Annotated in this window: 17 protein-coding genes; 9 read left to right on the top strand and 8 right to left on the bottom strand. The window is 65.7% G+C overall.

Annotated elements, in window-relative coordinates:
- Positions 1-39: 39 nt before the first annotated feature.
- A complete protein-coding gene (locus ACE039_RS06305) occupies positions 40-5,265 on the bottom strand; it encodes an alpha-2-macroglobulin family protein (protein ID WP_485821943.1) in 5,226 nt (1,741 codons plus the stop codon).
- 150 nt (positions 5,266-5,415) lie between these two features.
- Complete coding sequence (clpS, locus tag ACE039_RS06300; RefSeq protein ID WP_006220276.1) at positions 5,416-5,730, bottom strand: ATP-dependent Clp protease adapter ClpS; 315 nt, start codon at positions 5,728-5,730, stop codon at positions 5,416-5,418.
- Positions 5,731-5,956: 226 nt separating this feature from the next.
- On the opposite strand from clpS, the gene ACE039_RS06295 reads away from it, so the two are divergent.
- Positions 5,957-6,202: a cold-shock protein gene (locus tag ACE039_RS06295; protein WP_006220277.1), complete on the top strand. Its 246-nt coding sequence runs from the start codon at positions 5,957-5,959 to the stop codon at positions 6,200-6,202.
- Positions 6,203-6,296: 94 nt separating this feature from the next.
- Positions 6,297-6,812 carry a DUF192 domain-containing protein gene (locus tag ACE039_RS06290; protein ID WP_448708103.1) on the top strand — a complete coding sequence of 172 codons (516 nt, stop codon included), beginning with the start codon at positions 6,297-6,299 and terminating at the stop codon, positions 6,810-6,812.
- Positions 6,813-6,924: 112 nt separating this feature from the next.
- On the opposite strand, the gene pcaF is transcribed toward ACE039_RS06290, so the two are convergent.
- From pcaF to xseA, 6 genes are all read right to left on the bottom strand, one after another.
- Complete coding sequence (pcaF, locus tag ACE039_RS06285; protein ID WP_105556335.1) at positions 6,925-8,130, bottom strand: 3-oxoadipyl-CoA thiolase; 1,206 nt, start codon at positions 8,128-8,130, stop codon at positions 6,925-6,927.
- A 162-nt stretch (positions 8,131-8,292) separates the two neighbouring features.
- Positions 8,293-9,720: a chloride channel protein gene (locus tag ACE039_RS06280; protein ID WP_313461781.1), complete on the bottom strand. Its 1,428-nt coding sequence runs from the start codon at positions 9,718-9,720 to the stop codon at positions 8,293-8,295.
- 101 nt (positions 9,721-9,821) lie between these two features.
- The gene (locus tag ACE039_RS06275; RefSeq protein WP_485821942.1) at positions 9,822-11,513 is read right to left on the bottom strand and encodes a methyl-accepting chemotaxis protein; all 1,692 of its coding nucleotides are present in this window, start codon (positions 11,511-11,513) and stop codon (positions 9,822-9,824) included.
- A gap of 282 nt (positions 11,514-11,795) precedes the next feature.
- Positions 11,796-12,374, bottom strand: a complete 579-nt coding sequence (sodB, locus tag ACE039_RS06270) for a superoxide dismutase [Fe] (RefSeq protein ID WP_105556338.1) — start codon at positions 12,372-12,374, stop codon at positions 11,796-11,798.
- A gap of 142 nt (positions 12,375-12,516) precedes the next feature.
- Positions 12,517-15,507 carry an ankyrin repeat domain-containing protein gene (locus tag ACE039_RS06265; RefSeq protein WP_485811328.1) on the bottom strand — a complete coding sequence of 997 codons (2,991 nt, stop codon included), beginning with the start codon at positions 15,505-15,507 and terminating at the stop codon, positions 12,517-12,519.
- A 108-nt stretch (positions 15,508-15,615) separates the two neighbouring features.
- Positions 15,616-16,983, bottom strand: coding sequence for an exodeoxyribonuclease VII large subunit (xseA, locus tag ACE039_RS06260; RefSeq protein ID WP_448709931.1), 1,368 nt, complete (start codon positions 16,981-16,983; stop codon positions 15,616-15,618).
- Between the two features lie 352 nt (positions 16,984-17,335).
- Between xseA and ACE039_RS06255 the strand changes: the two genes are divergently transcribed.
- The 7 genes from ACE039_RS06255 (at position 17,336) to ACE039_RS06225 (ending at position 22,075) form a co-directional block, all read left to right on the top strand.
- Entirely contained in the window at positions 17,336-17,959 is a 624-nt protein-coding gene (locus tag ACE039_RS06255) for a MotA/TolQ/ExbB proton channel family protein (protein WP_105556340.1), read from the top strand.
- Positions 17,956-18,369, top strand: coding sequence for an ExbD/TolR family protein (locus ACE039_RS06250; RefSeq protein WP_105556341.1), 414 nt, complete (start codon positions 17,956-17,958; stop codon positions 18,367-18,369). The genes ACE039_RS06255 and ACE039_RS06250 overlap by 4 nt, the downstream gene beginning before the upstream one ends.
- Positions 18,366-19,409, top strand: a complete 1,044-nt coding sequence (gene lpxK, locus ACE039_RS06245; protein ID WP_485821941.1) for a tetraacyldisaccharide 4'-kinase — start codon at positions 18,366-18,368, stop codon at positions 19,407-19,409. The genes ACE039_RS06250 and lpxK overlap by 4 nt, the downstream gene beginning before the upstream one ends.
- Positions 19,410-19,475: 66 nt before the next feature.
- On the top strand, positions 19,476-19,658 hold the full coding sequence (locus ACE039_RS06240; RefSeq protein ID WP_105556343.1) for a Trm112 family protein: 183 nt from the start codon (positions 19,476-19,478) through the stop codon (positions 19,656-19,658).
- A gap of 11 nt (positions 19,659-19,669) precedes the next feature.
- Positions 19,670-20,434: a 3-deoxy-manno-octulosonate cytidylyltransferase gene (gene kdsB / locus ACE039_RS06235; RefSeq protein ID WP_448711446.1), complete on the top strand. Its 765-nt coding sequence runs from the start codon at positions 19,670-19,672 to the stop codon at positions 20,432-20,434.
- A gap of 91 nt (positions 20,435-20,525) precedes the next feature.
- Positions 20,526-21,182 carry an adenylate kinase gene (gene adk / locus ACE039_RS06230; RefSeq protein ID WP_485811329.1) on the top strand — a complete coding sequence of 219 codons (657 nt, stop codon included), beginning with the start codon at positions 20,526-20,528 and terminating at the stop codon, positions 21,180-21,182.
- Between the two features lie 134 nt (positions 21,183-21,316).
- Complete coding sequence (locus tag ACE039_RS06225) at positions 21,317-22,075, top strand: 3-hydroxyacyl-CoA dehydrogenase (protein ID WP_006220294.1); 759 nt, start codon at positions 21,317-21,319, stop codon at positions 22,073-22,075.
- The last annotated feature ends 172 nt before the right edge of the window (positions 22,076-22,247 follow it).

The raw sequence follows: 22,247 nt of genomic DNA, 5'->3' as shown, positions 1-22,247 counted from the left end.
GCGCGGGGTGGGCGCCGGTCGCGGGGGGGGCGGCGGCGGTCAAGGACGCTTGGCGCCGCGGTCGCGGATTTCGACCGTGCTCCATTGCTCGCCCACGCCCCGGATTTCGGGACGGTACATGTCTTCGGCCACCGTCGACGGCACCGCATAGCGGCCCGGGGTCACGACGCGCACCAGATAGAACACGTCAACCTTGCTGCGGCCCAGGGACACGGCGGCCACGTAGCGGTCGTCGCGGAACTCGCGATGCTTGATGTTGGAATCGGCCATGGCTTCCGCCACGCGGCGTCCGCCGATCGTCCATTCCTGCATCTCGGGGCTTTGCGACAGGTTCAGGTTCTCGACTTCGAAGCCCGCGGGCACGCGGTCCTCGATCAGGGCATCAGGGATGCTCTGGTTGGCCGAGGCCTGCACCCACACCACCAGCATGTCGCCGGTCTGCAACGTGCCACCATCCCACGGCTTGCCGTCCGGACGGTACCAGCCACGCTTCAGCTGGATGACGTCGTTGCGCGGCTTGGGCGCAACGGTCGGGCTGCCCTGGATGTCGTATTCCACGAACAGCGATTGCGCACCGGTGTTGACCAGTTGCGTATTCGCCAGATCTGCCGCCGACAGCGCCACCATCTGGTCGCTCTTGCCGCCGTCCAGCGGCTTGCGCGCGCCATTGACGGTCAGCGAGGCTTCCCACGGCGTGCCCTTGTCGCCGCCGACCGCACGAGCGGCCAGCAACAGCGCCATCCGCTCCTGCGTCGACAGGTACGAGCGATTGCCCAGACGCGCCGTCAATTGCGTCATCAGGTTTTCAAGGCGGTCGTGCTTCAAGCCGTACTGGTTGGCCAGCGCATACGCCAACGCGTAGTCGCGCACGCTGCTGCCGTAGTCGCCCAGCCATTCGTCGTAGTAGGCGTTGTAGTTGCGGCGCGGGAACCCGTATTCACGCGTCATCGCGGCGTCCAGCGCAGACTTCATGCGCCCTTCGTCGCCCATCAGCTTGAACGCGGCAGCCAGCTGGATCAGCGGCAGCGGCGAACGCGCGCGCTCCTGGTAGTTGTCGAACAGCTGGCGCACGGTCGACAGCGGCGCCTTTTTGTCGCGGGCCAGCGCCAGCACCGCGGTCGACAGGCCGGCGAAGCGGCGATGGTCTTCACGCAGGATGTTGGCGTCGCTGCCGTCGATGCGGCCGGCCTCGACGTTGCGGCGCAGGTTCACGGACCACGTACCGAAACCGTTCGACGTCTGCTGCACTTGCTCCAGCAGCCACTGGCGCGAACGGTCCAGCGTGGCTTCGGGCACTTCAAAGCCCTTGTCGCGCGCGTCCTGCAGGAAACCCACGGCATAGGCCGTCAGCCAGACATCACGCGAGGTGGAACCGCTCCACAAGTTGTAGGAGCCCACCGCGTTGCGCATGCCCGACAGGCGGGCAATGGCGCCCGAGACCTGGGTCGCGCGCTCGACTTGCGTGCGCGGCTTCAAACCGAACTGCTTGGCAACATCTTCGTCGATCAGCACCCACGGCAAAGCGCGGCTGATGGTCTGCTCGGTGCACCCGTAAGGATAGGCGAGCAGGCCTTCGACCAGGCGGTTGACGTTGAACGGCGGGCGGTTCGACACCGTCATGCTGATCAAGGCCGAGTCCGGATAGTACGAAGACACCCACGACGCCTGCGGCGAATTGGATTCGCCCGGGTTCAACCTCACACGGCGCACTTGGCGCTCGCCGGCATAGGCCGGCTGCACCTGCAGCACGGACTCGCGCACGATGTGCACGGGCTTGCCAGCGCCCTGCCCGTCCACGGTCAGGCGCATCAGGCCCAGGCCATACGAACCGGTAGTGGTCGCATTGAAGCGCAAGGTCGTGCGCTGCTTGTCCTTCAGCGTCAGCGTGCGAACGCCATCAGGAATCGCCAACGGGTCCAGCGCTTCCAGCTTGACCGTGATCTTCTGTTCAGCCCCGCTCAGGTTGGTCACGTCCAGCGCAATCGCGGCCTGGTCGCCCGGGGTGATGAAACGCGGGGTGTTCAGTTCGGCCACGATCGGCGCCGCCACGACCATTTCGGTGTCGGTGCTGCCGTAGTTATCGGCCGTGAACGCCACGGCCATCAGGCGCAGCGTGCCGTTGAAATCAGGCAGGTCCAGCGGGATATTCGCTTCGCCCTGCGCATTCAGCGTCACCGGACCCGAGAACAGGTCGACCAGCTTGACCTTCTTGGGCAGGCTCTTGCTATCGCCGCGCATGGCGGCGTCGCCGCCCCACTTCAGCTTGCCCTTCGTGCCGTCCATCTTCTCGATCAGCTTGCCGTACATGTCCAGCAATTCGGGCGCGTAACGGTGCTTGCCGAAGAAGAAGTCCAGCGGATCCGGCGTGGCGTACTGGTTGATGTTCAGGATACCGACGTCCACGGCGGACAGGGTCACCGTGGCCTGCTTGCCCTGGGCGCCGTCCACCTTGACGCGCACGGTCGTCTTGTTCTCGGGCACCACCTTGGGCGGCGCGGTCAGCTTGACGTCCAGTTTGCGGTCAGTGCTGGCGATCGGCAGGAACGCCAGGCCCAGCGCACGCGCCGGGGTCACGCGGTCGCCTTCGCTGCCGGGGCGGAACACGGCGGCGGCCACGTACAGGTCGTGACGCTTCCAGTCCTTGTTGATCGGGATCTCGATCTGCGTGCCGGTCGCCTTCACGGCCACCCACGTGGACCACAACATACGGTCGCCTTCGACAGTAACCAGCGCCTGGCCATCATGCGGCGGCGTCAGCGTGACCTTGACGGTGTCGCCCGGCTTGGCCGGCACGCCTTCAAGCTTCATCTGCACGCGGTCCGGGCGGTTGCCCATCGCATCGGCGTCCTGCGCGTTCCAACCCGCATAGAAGCGGTAACGCATCGTCTGGCCCGTTTCCGGATCGCTCAGTTCCAGACGGTAGCGCCCCCACTTGACCGGAACGGTCAATTGAGCGCGGTCGTTCAGCGCGATCTCACGCGAATCGACCAGCTCATCGGTTTCGGTGTAGCCGCTGTTCCAGCCGCGCTGGTCGTCGAACCGCCAGTAGTACTGGCGCTCTTCGCGGAACAGGCGCATCTGGGCCTGGGCCAGCGGTTCGATCTTGCCTTGGGCGTTCGCCCGGATCACTTCAAAACCGGCGGGCGCGCCTTCGCGGGCCACATCGCGGTCGAATTGCGGACGCACGCCGATCAGTTTGTCGGCGGGCCAGACGCTACGCTCGATGGAACGCACCACCGGGCGGCCGCCGGATTCCAGCAGGCTGGCCGACACGCGAACCTTCATGGGCGAATGCGTACCGGACGTATTCGGATTGACCTCGACCTGGGCATAGCCCTTGTCGTCCAGCGCCGCCTCGGGCAACTCTCCAAAGGTGCGCCGCGAATCGTCGGCCACATCGCCGAAGATGAAACCCGGCAATTGCTGCGCCAGGGCGAAGCGGTCGCGCTTGACCTGGAAGGTCGACAGCAGGCGGTTGCCCGCGGCGGGCGCGCCATACAGATAGTCGCCCTGCACATCCACCGTCAGTTCTTCATCGGGCGACAGCACTTCCTGGTCGGACGTCAGCGCCATTTTCATGCGCTCGGGCAGGAATTCCTCGACCTGGAATTTCCACGATGCGTCCGGCGCGCGCGACGCGGGGTCCACGCGCAATTCAAGCAGCCACGAACCGGTCTGCGCATCCAGCGGCAGATCGATCGCGCGCTCGACATAGCCGACCAAGTCCTTCTTGGGCTGCCACAACGTGGTTTGCACCACGCGGCCGTCGGGGCGTTTGATCGTCGCGGTCAGCGGCGCCGGGGTCAGCATGCGACCGTCCAGATCGCGCGGCAGCACCGACACGTTGAACGTTTCACCCGGACGGTACAGGTTGCGGCCTGCGTAGACGAACAGGTTGTTCGGGCGCGAAACATGACCGCCCGTGTCGAACTCGGACAGGTCCAGCGCCGGCTCGGCCAGCGCCAGCACGGTCATTTCCTTGTCGCGCGATGCGCGGATGACGCGCGCATTGGTGAAGCTGCCTTCGAACCGGACGTGACCTTGCGCATCGGCAGCGGCCTTGGCCAACGATTTGCCGGCGCCATCCACCAATTCGAACGTGGCGCCCGAAATGGCCTGGCCGGTTTTCAACGATACGGAATAGGCTTCGATGCGGTCGGTGTAGCGGCGCGCATGCAAGCCGATATCGCTGACGTAGAAGTACGTGACCTGGTATTCGTAACGGAAGCGGCCAGGCTGGCTCATCACCGCAATATAGATACCGGGCTCTTGCAGTTCCTTCACGCCTTCAACGGGCAGGAACGTCACATGGCGGCGGTTCGGCTTGTCATCCGTCAGGAAACGACCTTGGTATACGCTGGTCGTCAACGAATTCAGACGGTCCAGGTCCCAATTGCTGACCGAGCCCTTCAGGCTACGGTTGTCGGAATAGCGCCAGCCGTCTTCCTCGTCATAATAGCCGCCGTCATCGTCGTCGGCTTCTGCAACCGTGTTGCGGCCGATGCCCAGCACGGTTTCAAATAGTTCCGGCACGCGGTCAGGCGCCACGCGCAGGAATTGCACGTCGACTTCGGAAACGTTGACCGTCGCCACGGGCAAACCGCCGTTCTGCCCGGCGGGCAGGACGACGCCACGGCTGGCGAAATAGAACGACGGCGGCATGGCTTGCGTGTTGACTTCGCAATTCGACGATTCCGCCAGCACGACCTTGTCGCCCACGCCGGGCAGGCCCGAGCGCACCGTGATCGCGTATTTGCGCTGCGGCTGAACGTAGGGGAAGTACACCATGCGCGGGTTGTCGCCCACGATCCAGTTGCCCTTCACGATCTTGCCCTTCGGCGCGGAGTCGCCCGGCTTGACCGAGGCGGGCTGATCGTTCGGGGACGCCGACGATTCGCTATCCTGGTCTTCCTTTCCAGAAATGGCGCCGATGTCGGTCACCTGAAGGAAGCTATCCAGATTGGCCTTGCCGTCCACCGGTTGCGTAAACGTGACGGAGAGCGACAGCGCGTCGTTATATTGGCGAGGTTGGCACGTGAGCGCCGCAAACGGGTCGGCCGAACCGACCGTCGCGCTGGCCGGCATCGCCGGCTTATCGCTCGAGGCAGGCGCGGCCGTGTTGGCCGCCTGGGAGGATGCGGCAGGCACGGGGGCCGGCGCGACCGCCTGGCGGTCCTTGCCCATCCACCAGCCCGCGCCGATGGCCCCGGCCAGCACCACAACGCCGGCTACCGCCAGCCAGGTCTTGCTTATCTTTCCACTCACGGCAAACCCCTCCGCCTACTCGAATCCAATGCTCCTTTGCGGCGGAGCTGCCGACCAACATGTCCGCGCGCTTCCCGGTACGCGGATACTACTTTTCTGCAAATTGCGGACAGCACAACGCCGCCATCGCTGGCGGCGCTTCTTTATGTATTAGACCGGTTCCATCACGCATTGAAGCGGGTGCTGGCGCGCCCGCGCATACTGCCCGACCTGGGCAATGCGCGTCGCGGCGAGATCGCGGGGATACACCCCGCATACTCCGCGCCCTTCGTGATGCACTTGCAGCATGATCCGCGTTGCCTCTTCGTGATTCTTATTGAAGAACTTCTGCAGCACTTTCACGACGAACTCCATCGGCGTGTAGTCGTCATTGAGCAACAGGACCTGATACATCGGAGGCGGCGCGGCGCGTGCCGGTGCCTTCTCGACGGCCAAATCATGCTGGGTATCCAAGGTAGAACTCATAGGGCGGCTATTCTATTTAAACTGGGGACGCCTAACGTGTAACTTACGTAAAATTACACGCAGAAATACGTAGTTTCCATACTTGACGCGACGAAGAAAAGCAGCGCATTATCAGCGCATTCTGGGGTTTTCAACTCATCGAAAATCTGCCAGGAAGCCGGAGGGGGGACAGGGGTCTTGACCGCGATGCCCTTCTGTCAACATACGATTCAATGAGGCAGTCCGCATGTCTGATACGACCGCAACCGCCGTCCAAGGGGACAATCCCAAATCGACGGGCACCGTCAAATGGTTCAACGATGCAAAGGGGTTCGGCTTCATTACGCCCGACGACGGCGGTGAAGATCTGTTCGCCCACTTTTCGTCCATCCAGATGAATGGTTTTAAAACCCTGAAAGAAGGTCAGAAAGTGGCCTTCGAGATCATTCAGGGGCCCAAAGGAAAACAGGCGCTTAATATTACGGCTGCCTGAGTTACCCTTAAAGTGCAACGGTAAGGTTGCGCCATTAATTCAGGCGGGGCTTTCGAGCCCCGCCTTGTTATTTTTCCTAATACCAAGCCAGGCCATGCTGAAGAATGCTGTGTTGTTCCCTGTCAGTCGCACGTTGTTCAAGACAGCGTTCTTTAAGTCAGCAATACGCAAAGCGTTATCCGCCACGGCAATCGCCGCCACCGCGTTCGCCTTGAGCGCCGGCGCGCAAGCGCAGACCGGTCCGCAGGCGCCGTTGCCGACCACCCAGCTTTCGGCGGGTATCCATATTATCCGCGCAGAAGTCGCCAATACGGATGCCACGCGTCGCGACGGCCTCATGTTCCGCAAGGAACTCCCCGGCAACGAAGGCATGCTGTTCGTGTTCGAACAGCCCGACGTGCAGTGTTTCTGGATGCGCAACACGCTTCTGCCGCTTTCGATAGCCTTTATCGCCGACGACGGCACGATCGTCAATATCGACGACATGGCGCCCCAGACCGAAGACCCGCACTGCGCGAAGAAACCCGTGCGCTACGCCCTGGAAATGGCCCAAGGCTGGTTCGCCGAGCACGGCATCAAGGCGGGACGGAAAATCGACGGCCTGCCCTGAGCGGCGCGATCCCGGGGCGGCAAAGCCCGCCCAGATGCGACAAGGGAGCCCCGCGGGGCTCCCTTTTCATTCCCGCCCTGGAAAAACGGCGGGAAAAAACAACACTTTGGCGTCAGACGCGCTCGATGATCAGCGCGATGCCCTGGCCGACGCCGATGCACATCGTGCACAGCGCGTAGCGGCCACCGGTGCGGTGCAGCTGGTTGATCGCCGTGGTGGCCAGACGCGCGCCACTGGCGCCCAGCGGATGACCCAGGGCAATCGCGCCGCCATTGGGATTCACGCGAGGATCGTTGTCGGCCAGGCCCAACTGGCGCATCACGGCCAGGCCCTGGGCGGCGAAGGCTTCGTTCAATTCGATCACGTCCATCTGGTCGAGCGTCAGGCCGGTCTGGGCCAGCACCTTCAGCGTGGCGGGAGCCGGGCCAATGCCCATGATCCGCGGCGCGACGCCGGCGGTGGCCATGCCGACCACGCGGGCGCGCGGGGTCAAGCCGTGACGGGCAGCGGCCTTTTCGTCGGCCAGGAGCAGCGCGGCCGCGCCGTCGTTCACGCCCGACGCATTGCCGGCGGTGACGGTGCCGCCTTCACGAACCACGCCCTTCAGCTTGGCCAGCGATTCCAGGCTGGTCTCGCGCGGGTGCTCGTCCTTGGCGACGATGATGGCATCGCCCTTTTTCTGGGCGATCGACACCGGCACGATCTCGGCGTCGAACACGCCTTCCTTTTGCGCGCGGGCCGTCTTCTGCTGGCTGGCCAGCGCGAACAAGTCCTGGTCTTCGCGGCTGATCTTGAAATCGTCGGCGACGTTCTCGGCGGTCTCGGGCATCGAGTCCACGCCGTATTGCGCCTTCATCAGCTTATTGATGAAGCGCCAGCCGATGGTCGTGTCGAAGATGGCGGCATTGCGCGAGAACGCGCTGTCGGCCTTGCCCATGACGAACGGCGCGCGGCTCATGCTTTCGACGCCGCCCGCCAGCATCAGGCCCGCTTCGCCGGCGCGGATGGCGCGCGCTGCGGTACCAATGGCGTCCAGACCCGAACCGCACAGACGGTTGACGGTGGCGCCGGGAACTTCGATCGGCAGACCGGCAAGCAGGGTCGCCATGCGGGCAACGTTGCGGTTGTCTTCACCGGCCTGGTTCGCGCAACCCATGATCGCGTCGTCCAGCTCTTCCCAGCGCACGCCGGGGTTGCGCGCCACCAGCGCCTTGATGGCGACGGCAGCCAGATCGTCGGGGCGCACGCTCGCCAGCGCACCGCCGTAGCGGCCGAAGGGGGTGCGGATCGCATCACAAATAAAGGCATTCACGGTCATGAGAAGCTCGGAGTGAAGTGAGAAAAACGGGATCGCCCGATCTTAACGCAGCGGTTTTCGCGCCAAATTGGTGCAAGGCGATCATGTCCGCCACATGGACAATGTCCAGTAGGTGTTCACCCTGATCGTGCACCGCGCGCGCACGATCAAGGTGCATGGCGGTCACGGCGTGGAGGACTTTGCCCCAGCCGGGCCCGCGTCCATTTCCGTTTTTACCGCACGTCCGGCGTCCACGATCGCCTGCCGGCGAAAACGCCCCGCCGCCAGATGATAGAAAGGTTGCGGGCAGAACTGGCGCGACACGCCCGAGGCCAGCAGCGAGCCCACCAGCAGCCAGAACAGCATGGGCTGGCTGCCGGTCATTTCCATGACCACCACGCTGGCCGTCAACGGCGCCTGCGTGGCCGCGGCCAGAAAGGCCGCCATCGAGACCAGCACCAGCACGCGCTGGTCGACGCCCTCGCCCGCCAATTCCCAGATGTGCTGGCCGATGCCGGCGCCGGTCGTCAGGGCCGGTGTAAAGATGCCGCCGGGAATGCCCGCCCAGTACGAGGCCACGGTGGCCGCCATTTTGGCAAGGCCAAAGCCGACCGGCGCCGTGTCGTGGCCCGACAGCAGGTCGGCCGCCACGCCGTAGCCCGTGCCGTAGACGCTGCCGGCGGTGCACAGGCCGATCACGGCCAGGATCAGCCCCATGACGAAGGCGGTCCAGATGGGATGCGCACGAATCCAGGCGCGCCACGCCGCCGGCGCGGAGCCGGCCACGCCCTTGCCCAGCAGGCGGGCGAAGATTCCGCCCAACGCGCCGTTGATGGTGCCGCAAACGATGATCCACATGACCATGCCATGGGCCAGCGGCGCACCGCCGAACACGCCGAAATACGGATTGTTGCCCTGCACTGCCACCACCAGGAAACCTGCGGCCAGCACGCCGATCAACACCAGCCGCTGCCAACGCAACACCGTGCCCCGGCCCAATTCTTCGATGGCGAAAATGACGCCGGCCAGCGGCGCGTTGAACGCCGCGGCAAGCCCGCCGGCGGCGCCTGCGGCGATCAGCTCGTTGGCGTGAAAGCCGCGCAATTGCACGCCGCGCCGCTTCCAGAAGTCGCCCCAGGCCAGCATCAGCGCGGCGCCGACTTGCACTGACGGGCCTTCGCGGCCGATCGATGCGCCGGCAAGCATGCCGAAGAACGCCAACGGGATCTTCCATAGGGCCTGCGCCAGCGATACCAGGCTGCTTTGGCTGGCGCCGGGCGGCAATGACAGCGCACCGATGACTTGGGGAATGCCGCTACCCGACGCATTGGGCGCGAAGCGCAAGGTCAGCCAGCGCAAGCCGGCCAGGCTGAACGGCAGCACCAGCAATGCGAGCCAACCGTTGTGGCCGACCCACTCTCTATTCCAGTCCAGCGCCTTGTCGGCAAGGTAGGCGAAACCCAGCGACATCAGCGCCACCAGACCCGCGCCCCCCAGCAACAAGAGCATTTGCAGGCTCTTGCGCGACAGGCGATTGGCCTGGCGCACTTTGCGGCGCATCAGGCGGCGAGCGCCGGCGGATATCCGGCGAAATGAATCAGTCAGGCTCATAGGCTGCGGGCAGGCGGCGGGAGGTCGTTAACCTTACCATTCCAACCTGACCCGCAGCCCACAACCCGGCATGGCGCCGGGCAGAAACGTCGCGGCCGCGCTTAGAACGTCGACCAATCGTCGTCGGACGGTTGCGCCAGCGCCGGCCGCGCCGCCGATGACACTGGCTTTCTGGCCGTGGCCGGCACGGCTTGCACCAGCCGGGCCTGCGCCTGGCGCGCCGGCGCGCCGCCTGCATCCACCTTGAATCGGCGCACTTCCTGCGCCAGGCGAGACGCCTGCTCCTGCATGCTGGCGGCCGCCGCGGCGGCCTCTTCCACCAGCGCCGCGTTCTGCTGCGTGACCGTGTCCATCTGCGCCACGGCCTGATTGACCTGGCCGATGCCCGAGGACTGCTCTTCCGACGCGCTGGCAATCTCGCGCACCAGAACGGCCACTTGACGCACGCTGTCGACCACTTCGCGCATGGTGCGGCCGGCTTCATCGACCTGGCGCGTGCCGCCTTCAACACGCGTGACGGACTCGTCGATCAACGCCTTGATTTCTTTGGCCGCCACGGCCGAACGTTGCGCCAACGTGCGCACTTCACCGGCCACCACCGCGAAACCACGGCCCTGCTCGCCAGCGCGCGCGGCTTCCACGGCAGCGTTGAGCGCCAGGATGTTGGTCTGGAACGCAATGCCGTCGATCACGCCCGTGATATCGGCGATGCGGCGCGAACTGTCGGAAATGGCGCTCATCGTCTGCACCACGCCTTCGACCACTTCGCCGCCGCGCACCGCGACCGTCGATGCCTGGCTGACCAGGCGGTCGGCTTCACTGGCGTTGTTGGCGTTTTGCTGCACGGTGCTGGTCAGTTCTTCCATCGACGCCGCGGTCTCTTCCAGCGACGAGGCCTGCTCTTCCGTGCGCTGCGACAGATCGGAGTTGCCCTGCGCGATTTGCGAGGAGGCCGAGGCGATGCTCTCACAGCCGTCGCGTACGTCCGCGACGATGCGTGCGAGGCTGTCGTTCATGGCCTTCAGCGCGCTCATCAGGTCGCCGGTCTCGTCCCGGGTCGCCACCTGGATGTTGGCCGTCAGGTCGCCGGCGGCAACCTGGCGCGCCGCGTGGACGGCTTGCTCCAGCGGACGCACGATGCCCCGCGTCACCAGCCAGCCCAGCAGCATGCCGATGGCCACGCCGGCCACCGCCAGCCCGATCATCACCGCGCGCACCGCGCCGTACAGGTCCGTGCCTTCCTGCACGGATTGCGCGGCGGTCTTTTCCTTGCCCACCGCCAGGTCCGTCATCAAGTCGTCCAGCTTCTGCGACGTAGCGATCACCCGCTTCTCGATTTCGGCGACGCGCGGATCCGCCTGCGTCAGCGATTGCGATTGCGCGGCGGCAAAGAACGCCTCCGACTCGCGCTTCCAAAGCTGCTCGGTTTCGGTGAATTGGGCCAACAAGCGCTTGCCCTCTTCCGCGTGGAAATTGGCAGCCGCCTTGTCGCGCAACACGTCCATGGTCTTGACCGCATTGTCGAATTGCTTCTTCAACGCCTGGCGGTCCTGCTCGCTTGTCGCGGCCAGATAGCCACTGCGCGCGCGACCCGCGTAGATCAGGTTGAGATTGGCTTCCTTCAGGTCCGAGATGCCGCGCAGCTCGGTGTCGTACAGCCGGTCGTTCATTTCATTGATGCGTGACAGTCCCCACACGCCAAAGGCCCCGATGGCGCCGCCGATCAACGCGACGAGCAAGAACGCGCCCGATAGGCGCGCCCCGATGCGCAAGCCCGAAAATAACCGCAACATGCTTCCCTTCCCTATAGATACCCCGGTTTATGGGCGGCAGGCCGCGGTCGTCGGCGCCGGGGTTCAGCCGCAGACTGGTGGCAACAATAGCGGCACGGGATTCTAGGGAAAACCCTAAAGAAAAGGATGTTTTCTCGTCATTTCCCCACAATGAATTCGACAATCGACAGAATTTTGAAAGCTGAATTTTTCCTGAACAAAAAGAAAAACCCCTCGGGCGGGCGAGGGGTTTCTCTTCAAGCGCCGCGGAGCTCACTCCGCGGAATCCGGCAACTTTACCGATCAGGCAAAGTTCTTGGCGGCGAACTCCCAGTTCACCAGCGCCCAGAAGTTTTCCAGGTACTTGGGACGCGCGTTGCGGTAGTCGATGTAGTACGCGTGTTCCCAGACATCACAGGTGATCAGCGGCTTGTCGGCCGTGGTCAGCGGGGTGGCGGCGTTGCTGGTGTTGACGATGTCGACCGAACCGTCGGCCTTCTTGACCAGCCACGTCCAGCCCGAACCGAAGTTGCCGGCTGCCGACTTGTTGAACGCTTCCTTGAAAGCATCAAAGCTGCCCCACTTGGCATTGATGGCGTCAGCCAGCTTGCCCGAGGGTGCGCCGCCGGCCTTGGGGGCCAGGCTGTTCCAGTAGAACGTGTGGTTCCAGATCTGAGCGGCGTTGTTGAAAATGCCACCCGAGGATTTCTTCACGATGTCTTCCAGCGACAGCGTTTCGAATTCCGTACCCGGGATCAGGTTGTTCAGGTTCGTGACGTACGTCTGGTGGTGCTTACCGTAGTGGAACTCCAGCGTTTCCTTGGAGATGTGCGGAGCCAGCGCGTCCAGTTCGTAAGGCAGGGGGGGAAGAGTATGTGCCATGTGTTGGTTCCTTCTGTTGAGTGCACGATCAAGCCGTTCAATTGTATCGGCAACTAATGAGGATACCTTGTTAAACCCGTGCCTGTGCGGGGTTAACGGACACATGTGCTTATGACTTTGGCGCGTCTTGTTTTTGTAAACGCTACTCTTTCTCGTATCGCAATTCCCGGCCGCCGCTCGACTCTACCAATGCACCGTCTTTATGCAGCGTGAACGTCTTATGCAGCGGCGTGCCCGTTGCGGATTCAGGCACCGCGACATCCACGCGAATGGCCCGCGCGCCAGCGTCGATCTTGCTGACGTCCACCTCGTGCCAGCGCGCGCCCGAAGGCAGCGGCACGAACACGGCCAGGGCCTTCAACGCCCCTGGCGCGATCGGCGCGCTGACGCCGTCCGAGCCTTCGGACTGCCGCGGGCCGCCGCCATAGTCCGCGTCCGCCGAGGACATCGCCACGTCGACCTTCACCGGACGGTCGCGGTAGTACACGCGCACCGTCAACTGGTTGGACTCTGCTGGCCGCGTATCGGCGCGCACGCCAGCGATTGCGGAGAACGGCACGATGGGCGGCGTATCCAGGAAGACCTGCCGGCCATCGTTGCGCCATGTTCCGCGGGCCACGATATCGACCGCGCCGTACGTCATCATGTAGTCGAAACGGCCGTCTTCCGACAGCAGGATCTCACTGCCCACTTCCCGCATGCCGCGCAGCCAGTAGTGCCCGACCAGGCCGGCGGCGGATTTGCTGGATGCCTTGGCGCCGCCGCGCTTGCTGGCGACGACCGGCGCGGCGATGTCATCGACGCGCGCGCCATGGCGCTCCAGCAGCATCCGCATGGCGGGCTGGCCGGTCTCCCGTGCGACGCCGGCCGGCGTTCGGCCCGCGGCATCCACCGAATCCGGACTGGCGCCCGCCGATAGCAGCGCGTCGGCCAGATCCTGCCGGCCCAGCTGTATCGCCACGTTCAACGGCGTAGCGCCATCCGCTTGCGGCGCGTCCAGGTCCGCGCCCGACGCCTTCAATTGCCGCAGCAGCTGCACCACGGTCGCGTGGCGCGCCACGATCAATTGCCGGCTGTGCAGCAACTGCGACACGATGCGTTGCGGCAAGGGCGCGGCGTCGCGCGCGCACGCGTTCGGCTTGCCGGTGAAGCCCGCTGCTTGCAGTTGGGCGAAATACCCAGGCTTGTCCAACAGGTTGAATTCGCCGCCCTCGGGCAAGCAGGCATCCGCAACAGCCTGGCCCGTGGCCTGGCTGACGCGCTTGACCAGCGCCATATCGCCCGAGGCCACGGCGGCGTTCAACAAGGCATATGGCGCGGGCGCGCGCGGCAATCGCGGATCGTCCAGCTTGGCGCCGGCGCGCAGCAAACGGTCGAGCATTGCGGTGTCCTGCCTGCCGATCAGCCAATACAAGGCGCTTTCACCGTCGGATGCGAGGCCTGCGGGGTCTGCTCCCCTGGACAGCAACGCGTCGACGACCGGCGCCTGGCCCGACGTCACGGCCAGCAACAGCGGCGGCTCGGCGCGGCCGCCGGCGTCACCCGCGTCGTCTGTCTTGCCGGGCCCGCCCGTGTTGGAATCAACGGGCACGCCGGCCTCGATCAACATCAAGGCCAACGCCCCCTCGCGGTTTTCCAACGCCTGCCGGATCGCGCCAGCCCCCAGCGTCTTCAAGTCGAACCCGGCATCGGCGAACTGGCGCAGCGTTGCCACATCACCCGCCTGAACCGCGACGTCGACCGCCGACTTCGCGTCATAGCCTTGGCGCTTGGCCGTGGGGTCGGCGCCCGCCGCCAGTAGCATCGTCACGGCGGCGGGCTGGCGAGCCTGAACCGCATCCGCCAGCGGCGTATTGCCGTATTGCTCTTGCGGATCGCCGCCAACCGGCGCGCCCAGCGCCAACAAGCGTTGCAGCGTCTGCGTATCCCCCCGCAGGGCGGCAAGGTTCATGATGGGCCGAGCCACCATTTCCAGCTTGCCAAAAATCAGGTCCCTGGACCCGGTCTGCGGGCCGCTTTGTGCGAACGGCATGCCGGCGCGCAGCAGTTGCGTCGCGATCTCGGGATGGCCGCCTTCCACAGCGGCTTGCGCCGCGTCCAGCCACACGTCGCGCTCGCCGGTCTGGCCGTAACCTGTCGCGGGAATATGGCGCGGGCCGAGCGCCATCAGCACCGGCACGGCGCCGCTATTGCCCAGGTAGCCCGCCAGCGCCAATGCGGTCAGGCCGTCCTCGTACGCCGGCTTGGTGCCCGTGGCGGCCAGCGCTTGCAACGGCTCCGCGCCCTCGGTCATTTCCACCATGGGGGCCCAGGCCAGGTAATCCGCGACGTCGGACTCGACACCCGCATAGGGCTTGGCCGCGCCGGCCTTGAACAACGCCAGCACCATCTGCGTCATGGACGCGCGATCCACCAGGCGAGGCAGATAAGTCATCCGCACCGCAAACTCGAAATCCCGATTCAACAGGAATTCGAGCGGGGTGCGGTTTTCATCCCCGAGCTGGTCCGGCTTTGCACCCGCTGCCAGCAACAGATCCATGATGGCCGGCGTGCCGTAAAGCAGGGCAAGGTGCAGCGGCGGACGGCGCGACGAGTACGTCACGTCATCCAGCGCGGGCTTCGTTGCCAGCAGCGCAGCCAGCATGCGGGTACGGGCCGGCAGGATCGCCTGATGGGCCGTGCGGATGCGCGCCGTGTCCTCCGCCGTCATGCTCCAGTAGACGTCCGGGGCGCGCAATGCGCGCGGCGGCATCAACAACGCATGCAGCAACGGCACGCCGTCCAGGGCGTAATCGCCCGCGCGATCCACCTGAGCCAGGGCCGCCAAGAACGCCGTCTCGTCACTCGTGTCGACCGCTGCAAAAAGGGCTGCCGCCGGGGGTGTATTGGCGTCCTTGTATTCGCGATAGGACGAATCGCAATCGCAAGGTTTGGCCGCCTGGCGCGCCCCCCTTTCCGCCCGGCCTGGTTCGACCCATGTCGGGTCGGTCTTCACGCCTTCCGATGCAGCGGCGGCGGCGGTCTCGGCGGCGGCTGCGGTTGGTGCCGCCTGCGCGATCGCCCCATGCCCCAACCCAATCGCTGTACCGGCCAGCAAGCCCGCCATCCAATCCACGCTTTTGTTGTGCCGCATTGCCTCGCCTTGGGTTGCATCACCTGGGATTGCATCGGAGGGGTTCGTGCCGCCCCCGCCCTCGCCCGTGTCCTTGCCCGACGGCCGGATCGCCAGCCGGCAGGCAAGTCAGCTGGCGTCGCGTGCCTTGCGGGTTTGCAGGACCTGGACCTGGGCGCCGCCTTGCGCGAAGCTCAGTTCCAGCGGCTGGCCGGCCGCCAATGCGGCCGCGTCACGCACGATACGGCCGTCGGCGTCGCGGGCAATGGCATAGCCGCGCGACAGCGTGTTGCCTGGGTCCAGCGCCCGCAATTGCGCCGTGGCCGCGGCCACCCGGTTACGGTTCTGGACCAACAGACGCGCTTGCGCCTGGCCCAATTGACGTATGGCGCCCGCCAGGCGGTCAGCGGCGCGGCCAGTATCCGGCACGCGGTGCGTCAAGCGCTGGGCAAGCAGGTTGACGCGAGCCGCGCGTCTGCCTTGCGGCCCCGACCAGGCCGAGGCCAGGCGGAAGCGCAAGCTATTCAAGCGTTCTCGCTGATGTTCCAGGCGCTGAGCCGGAGACACCAGCTGGCCCGCCGCGCGGTCCAGGCGTTGGGCGGCGCGTTCCAGGCGGCGCTGCTGGCCGCGCGCCATGGCCTGCGCGGTCTGCATGACGCGGCCCAGCAGTTCGGAACGCGGGACGCAGGCCAGTTCGGCGGCAGCGGTGGGGGTCGGCGCACGCACGTCGGCCACAAAGTCCACGATGGTGAAGTCGGTCTCGTGCCCGACGCCGCTGATCACGGGGATCTCGCTGGCCGCGACCTGGCGCGCCAGGTCTTCGTCGTTGAAACTCCAAAGGTCTTCGATGCTGCCCCCGCCGCGCACCAGCAGCAGGGTGTCGACTTCGGCGCGCTGGTTGGCCGTCCGGACCTGGGCGGCCAGCCGGCTGGCGGCATCCGCGCCCTGCACCGGGGCGGGATAAATGATGACCGGCACCTGGGGCGCGCGCCGGGCAAGCGCCGACAGGACGTCCCGCAGCGCCGCTGCGTGCAGCGAGGTGACCACGCCGATGGCACGCGGCAAACGAGCCGGATCGCGCTTGCGAGCAGGATCGAACAGGCCTTCGGAGGCCAATTGCTCTTTCAGGCGCAGAAACGCTTCATATAGGTTGCCCAGGCCGGCCCGGCGCATCGCGTCGGCCTGCAACTGGTAGTCGCCGCGGGGCTCGTACAAGGACACCCTGGCCCGGATCTCGACCTGATCGCCCGCCCGGGGCACGAAGCCCACTGCGCTGGCGCGGCTGCGGAACATGACAGCACGCACGGAGGCCCGGCTGTCCTTGAGCGTGAAGTACCAATGCCCGGAAGCCGCGGCCGTGAAATTGGAAATCTCTCCGCGCACCCATATTGCCGGAATGCTGCGCTCCAACAACTGCCCTACTGCTTGGTTCAGCTGGGCAACTGTCAGGATATCCCGCGTAAATGCGTTGTTTGTGACTGCAAGTTCAATTGTCATGGGGCTTTCCGATGCGTACCTGTCCACAGGGCATACGTAGCGGGCCGCAATGATACCGCGTTCACCGTTTTTTGCAGCACCGGCCCAGACAGCCAGCAATCTCCGTGCAATTCATTGATTTATATGGGATTTTTACACCAACACCGCTGCGCTCATTTGAAGCAAACAAGCGCAAGCCCTGTGCCCACAAGCCTTCCGGCAGAGTTTTGCACAGAATTATCCACAATTTCTGTGGATAAATCGGGGGTCAATCCGCCTTGCCACAACCCCGCCGCGCCGTTACAGTTTCGGCTTGATCAGATGCCGACGCGCACCATCCCGCGCGCCTTGGCTTCCCCGGGAGTTGAACGCTTTGCTTTCCATTTTGCGCGAGGCCGGCTGGCCTATCTGGCCCCTGCTGGCGACATCCGTGCTGGGTCTGGCGCTGATATTCGAGCGCTTCCTCTCCCTGCGCCGCAGCCTGATCCTGCCCCGCGGCCTGAACGAGCAGGTGGCGGACATGCTGCGCAATCACCAGGACACCCCCGAAGCGATCAACCGGCTGGAACGCAACTCGCCGCTGGGCCGCGTCCTGGCGGAAGTGATGCGTCACCGGCACCTGCCCCGCGAAGAACTGCGCAACGTGGTCGAAGACGCCGGCCGCGCGGTCGCCCATGATCTCAGCCGCTACATTCCGGCCATCGGCACCATCGCCGTCGTCGCGCCGCTGATGGGCCTGTTCGGCACCGTGGTCGGCATGATCGAGATTTTCGGTTCGTACACGCCCGGCGGCGGCGATCCGGCGCAGTTGGCGCGCGGCATCTCGATCGCGCTCTACAACACCGGTTTCGGCATCCTGATCGCCATTCCCGCCATGATCGCGCATCGCTATCTGCGCAGCCGCGTCGACGGCTACCTGAGCGCCATGGAGCAGTCCGCGTCGCGCCTGGTGCGCGCCGTATCCTCGGCCCCCGCCCCGCGCGAGGGACGTTCATGAATTTCCGAGGCTCCCGGGGCGACCGCGATGAACTGGACATCAACCTGATCCCGCTCATCGACGTCCTGCTGGTCATCCTGATTTTCCTGGCGGCCACCACGTCGTTCGCGCGTTTCACGCAGTTGAAGGTGACGTTGCCCCAGGCCTCGTCCGAACAGGACACGCCGCCCGCGCTGGAAGTCGCCGTCAGCCAGGACGGGCGCTACGCCCTGAACGGCACGCTGATCGACGTTTCCACGCCGCCCGAAATCGCGGAAGCCCTGCGCCAGGCCGCGGCCGGCAAACCCGAACCTCTCGTCGTCATCAACGCCGACGCCCAAGCCACCCATCAATCCGTGATCAACATCATGGAAGCCGCCCGGTTGGCCGGCATCGGCCGCGTCAACTTCGCCGCCCAGACCTCCCGGTGACCACAACGCGTTCTTCTGCCTCGCTGCTGGCTCGCCAGTGGCAGCATGGCGGTTGGCTTTCGAGCCTGCTGCTGCCGCTGTCCGCGCTGACCGCGTGGGCGGTGGCGCGCAAGCGCAGGCAATACCTGGATGGTTCCCGGCCCGCCTACCGCGCGCCCGTACCCGTGGTGGTGATCGGCAACGTCTACGTCGGCGGCACGGGCAAGACGCCGATGGTGATCGCCACGGTCGACGGCCTGCGCGCCCGCGGTTACACGCCGGGCGTGGTCAGCCGCGGTTACGGCGTGAAAATCGGCCCCGACGCCCGCGTCGGAAGCGGCGCGCTGGAGGCTGCCCGCTACGGCGACGAACCCGCCCTGATCGCCCGCGCCACCGGCGCTCCCGTCTCGGTACACCCGAAACGCGCCTTGGCGGCCCGGGCCTTGCTGCAAGCGCATCCCGACGTGGACGTGATCGTGTCCGACGACGGCCTGCAGCATCTGGCGTTGGCGCGCGACATCGAAATCGTGGTGCAAGACGAGCGCGGCGTGGGCAATGGCCGCCTGCTGCCCGCCGGCCCCTTGCGCGAACCTGCCAGCCGCCTGCAGGACGTGGACGCGGTGGTCACCAATATCGGCACGCCGGACGGCCGTTCGCCCACCATCGGCGCCGCGCGGCCGCGCCACGTGCGGATGTGGCTGGAACCCGGCGCCGCGCGTCAAATCGAGGGCGGCGCCACGCGCGCCTTGTCCGCCTATGCCGGGCAGCCCCGCATCGCCGCCGCGGCCGGCATCGGCAACCCCGAACGGTTCTTCACCACATTGCGCGCCGCCGGCATCACGCTGGCCGCGACGCTTCCCCTGCCCGACCACCATGACTATGCTGATTCGCCCTTCCAGGCGATGACGGCCGACGCGATTCTCGTCACGTCCAAAGACGCGATCAAGTGCGCCGCCCTGCACGACAGCCGCTTGTGGGAGGTCCCGGTGCAGGCCGCGTTCTCGGATCCGCAGCTCTTCGATTGGCTGGCGCAGGCCCTGCGCCAGCGTGCACCCGGCTAGAAGACGGTGGGCGTCCGGGCCGAACACCCCCGTGCCCGTGCCCAAAACTGTTTTAGAATCGTGGTCATGGAATCCCGACTTCTCGACATCCTCGTCTGCCCCTTGTGCAAGGGCCGCCTCGAACACGACCGGCAGCAAGCCGAACTGGTCTGCCGCGCCGACCGCCTGGCCTTCCCGCTGCGCGACGGCATCCCCGTCATGCTCGAGTCGGAAGCCCGCGCGCTGGACGACGCCTCCACCGCCACCTGACGCGCCCCACCGTGAGTTTCATCGCCTTGATTCCGGCGCGAGCCGCCTCGACCCGCCTGCCCGACAAACCGCTTGCCGACATCGTCGGCAAGCCAATGGTCGTGCGCACGGCCGAACGCGCCGCCCTGTCGGGCGCGTCGCAGCTCTACATCGCGACGGACGACGTCCGTGTCCAGGCCGCCGCCCGCGAGCATGGCCTGACCGCCCTGCTAACGCGAGGCGACCACCCCACCGGCACCGACCGCCTGGCCGAAGCCGTCGATCAACTGGGCCTGCCCGACGACGCCATTGTGGTAAACGTCCAGGGCGACGAACCGCTGATCGAGCCCGAACTCATCGATGCCGTCGCGGCCAAGCTCCAAGCCTTCCCCGACGCCGATATCGCCACCTGCGCCTGCCCGCTGGCCGACGCCGAAGCGCTGTTCAACCCGAATGTCGTCAAGCTGGTTTGCGCCGCCAACGACCGCGCGCTGTATTTTTCGCGCGCCCCCATCCCCTGGGCCCGCGACGCCCTGGCCGCGGGCGAACGCGTGCTGGCCGACGGGCTGCCCGCCTGGCACCACATCGGGCTGTACGCCTACCGCGTATCCTTCCTGCGCCGCTTCCCGACCCTGCCGCAAGGCCAGCTGGAACGGTTCGAGTCGCTGGAACAACTGCGCGCCATGGAACATGGGCACAACATCGTCGTCCACCGGACCTCCAACGCGCCCGCCGCAGGCGTAGATACCCCGGCGGATCTGGAGCGAGTACGGTTGGTCTACAGCAAACAGATATAAGGGTTATTTCCCATGGCGCAGCCCCGCATTGGCTGCTGCGTTGCGGCATAATCCCCCGGATCACAAAAAATAAACCCCATCAGGAGCACTCATGCGTCTTATCTTGCTCGGACCTCCCGGCGCCGGCAAAGGCACCCAGGCCGCGTTTCTCACCCAGCACTTCGGCATCCCTCAGATCTCCACCGGCGACATGCTGCGAGCCGCGGTGAAGGCAGGCACGCCGTTGGGTATTGAAGCCAAAAAGGTCATGGATGCCGGCGGTCTGGTTTCCGACGAGATCATCATCGGCCTGGTCCAGGACCGCCTGAAGCAGCCCGACTGCGCCAGCGGCTACCTGTTCGACGGTTTCCCCCGCACCATCCCGCAAGCCGACGCGCTGAAAAGCGCCGGCGTCAAGCTGGACTACGTGGTGGAAATCGAAGTTCCCGAAGAAGACATCATCGAACGCATGAGCGGCCGCCGCGTGCACCAGCCCAGCGGCCGCAGCTACCACGTGCGCTTCAACCCGCCCAAAGTGGAAGGCCGCGACGACGTCACCGGCGAAGAACTGATCCAGCGCGACGATGATCGCGAAGAGACCGTTCGTCACCGCCTGTCCGTGTACCGCGAACAAACGCGCCCCCTCGTCGACTACTACTCGACCTGGGCGCAGCAAAGCGCCGCCGAAGCCCCGAAATACCGCAAGATCTCGGGCGTGGGCGCCGTCGACGAAATCAAGTCGCGCCTCTTCGAGGCCGTCAAGAGCTGATTGGCGCATTGATGGCTTGCAGGCCTTCGGCGCCGGCTGGACGCGACGCGTTCCGGCATCGGCCCGAAGGCCTTGTCACATTCGGCGCCCGCCGCGCCGCATTCATCCCCTTGAACTGATCTGGTGGTAGAGACATGGAAATCGCGAACAAGGTATTCATCGTTACGGGCGGCGCGTCCGGCCTGGGTGCAGGCACTGTGCGCATGCTGGTGGAGAACGGCGCCAAGGTCGTCATCGCCGACGTCCAGGACGAGCCGGGCCAGGCCCTGGCCAAGGAACTCGGCCAGCGCTACGTCCATTGCGACGTGACGCAAGAAGCCGACGGCAAGAGCGCCGTCGCCGCGGCCCTTGAACTGGGCGCCCTGTTTGGCCTGGTGAACTGCGCGGGTGTCGCGCCCGCCGCCAAGATCGTCGGCAAGAACGGCGCGCATCCGCTGGACCTGTTCCAGAAGGTCGTGTCGATCAACCTGATCGGCAGCTTCAACATGATGCGTCTGGCCGCCGAGGCCATGAGCGCCAACACGCCCGAGCCCACTGGCGAACGCGGCGTGATGATCAACACGGCGTCGGTTGCCGCGTTCGACGGCCAGATCGGCCAGGCGGCCTATGCCGCCTCGAAGGCCGGTGTTGCCGGCATGACCCTTCCGATCGCCCGCGACCTGGCCAAGACCGGTATCCGCTGCATGACCATCGCTCCGGGCATCTTTGGCACGCCGATGATCTTCGGCATGCCCCAGGAAGTGCAGGATTCGCTGGCCGCCAGCATCCCCTTCCCCGCCCGCCTGGGCCGTCCGGAAGACTACGCCAAACTGGTCTATAGCATTGTCACGAACGATATGCTGAACGGCGAGACCATTCGCCTCGACGGCGCCATCCGCATGCCGCCGAAGTAATGCCCCCACGCCGCGCATGCTTCGCACGCTTGCTGCCCCCCGAGGGGGCGCTTTTCCCCTTGGGGCGGCCCGGCGGGAAATGATGCCCCCACGCCGCGCATGCTTCGCACGCTTGCTGCCCCCCGAGGGGGCGCTTTTCCCCTTGGGGCGGCCCGGCGGGGAAAAGACATTC

The organism is Achromobacter maghribensis, from assembly GCF_057334215.1.
Note: the sequence above shows the minus strand (reverse complement) of the source record. Positions and strands in the feature narration are given on the sequence as shown.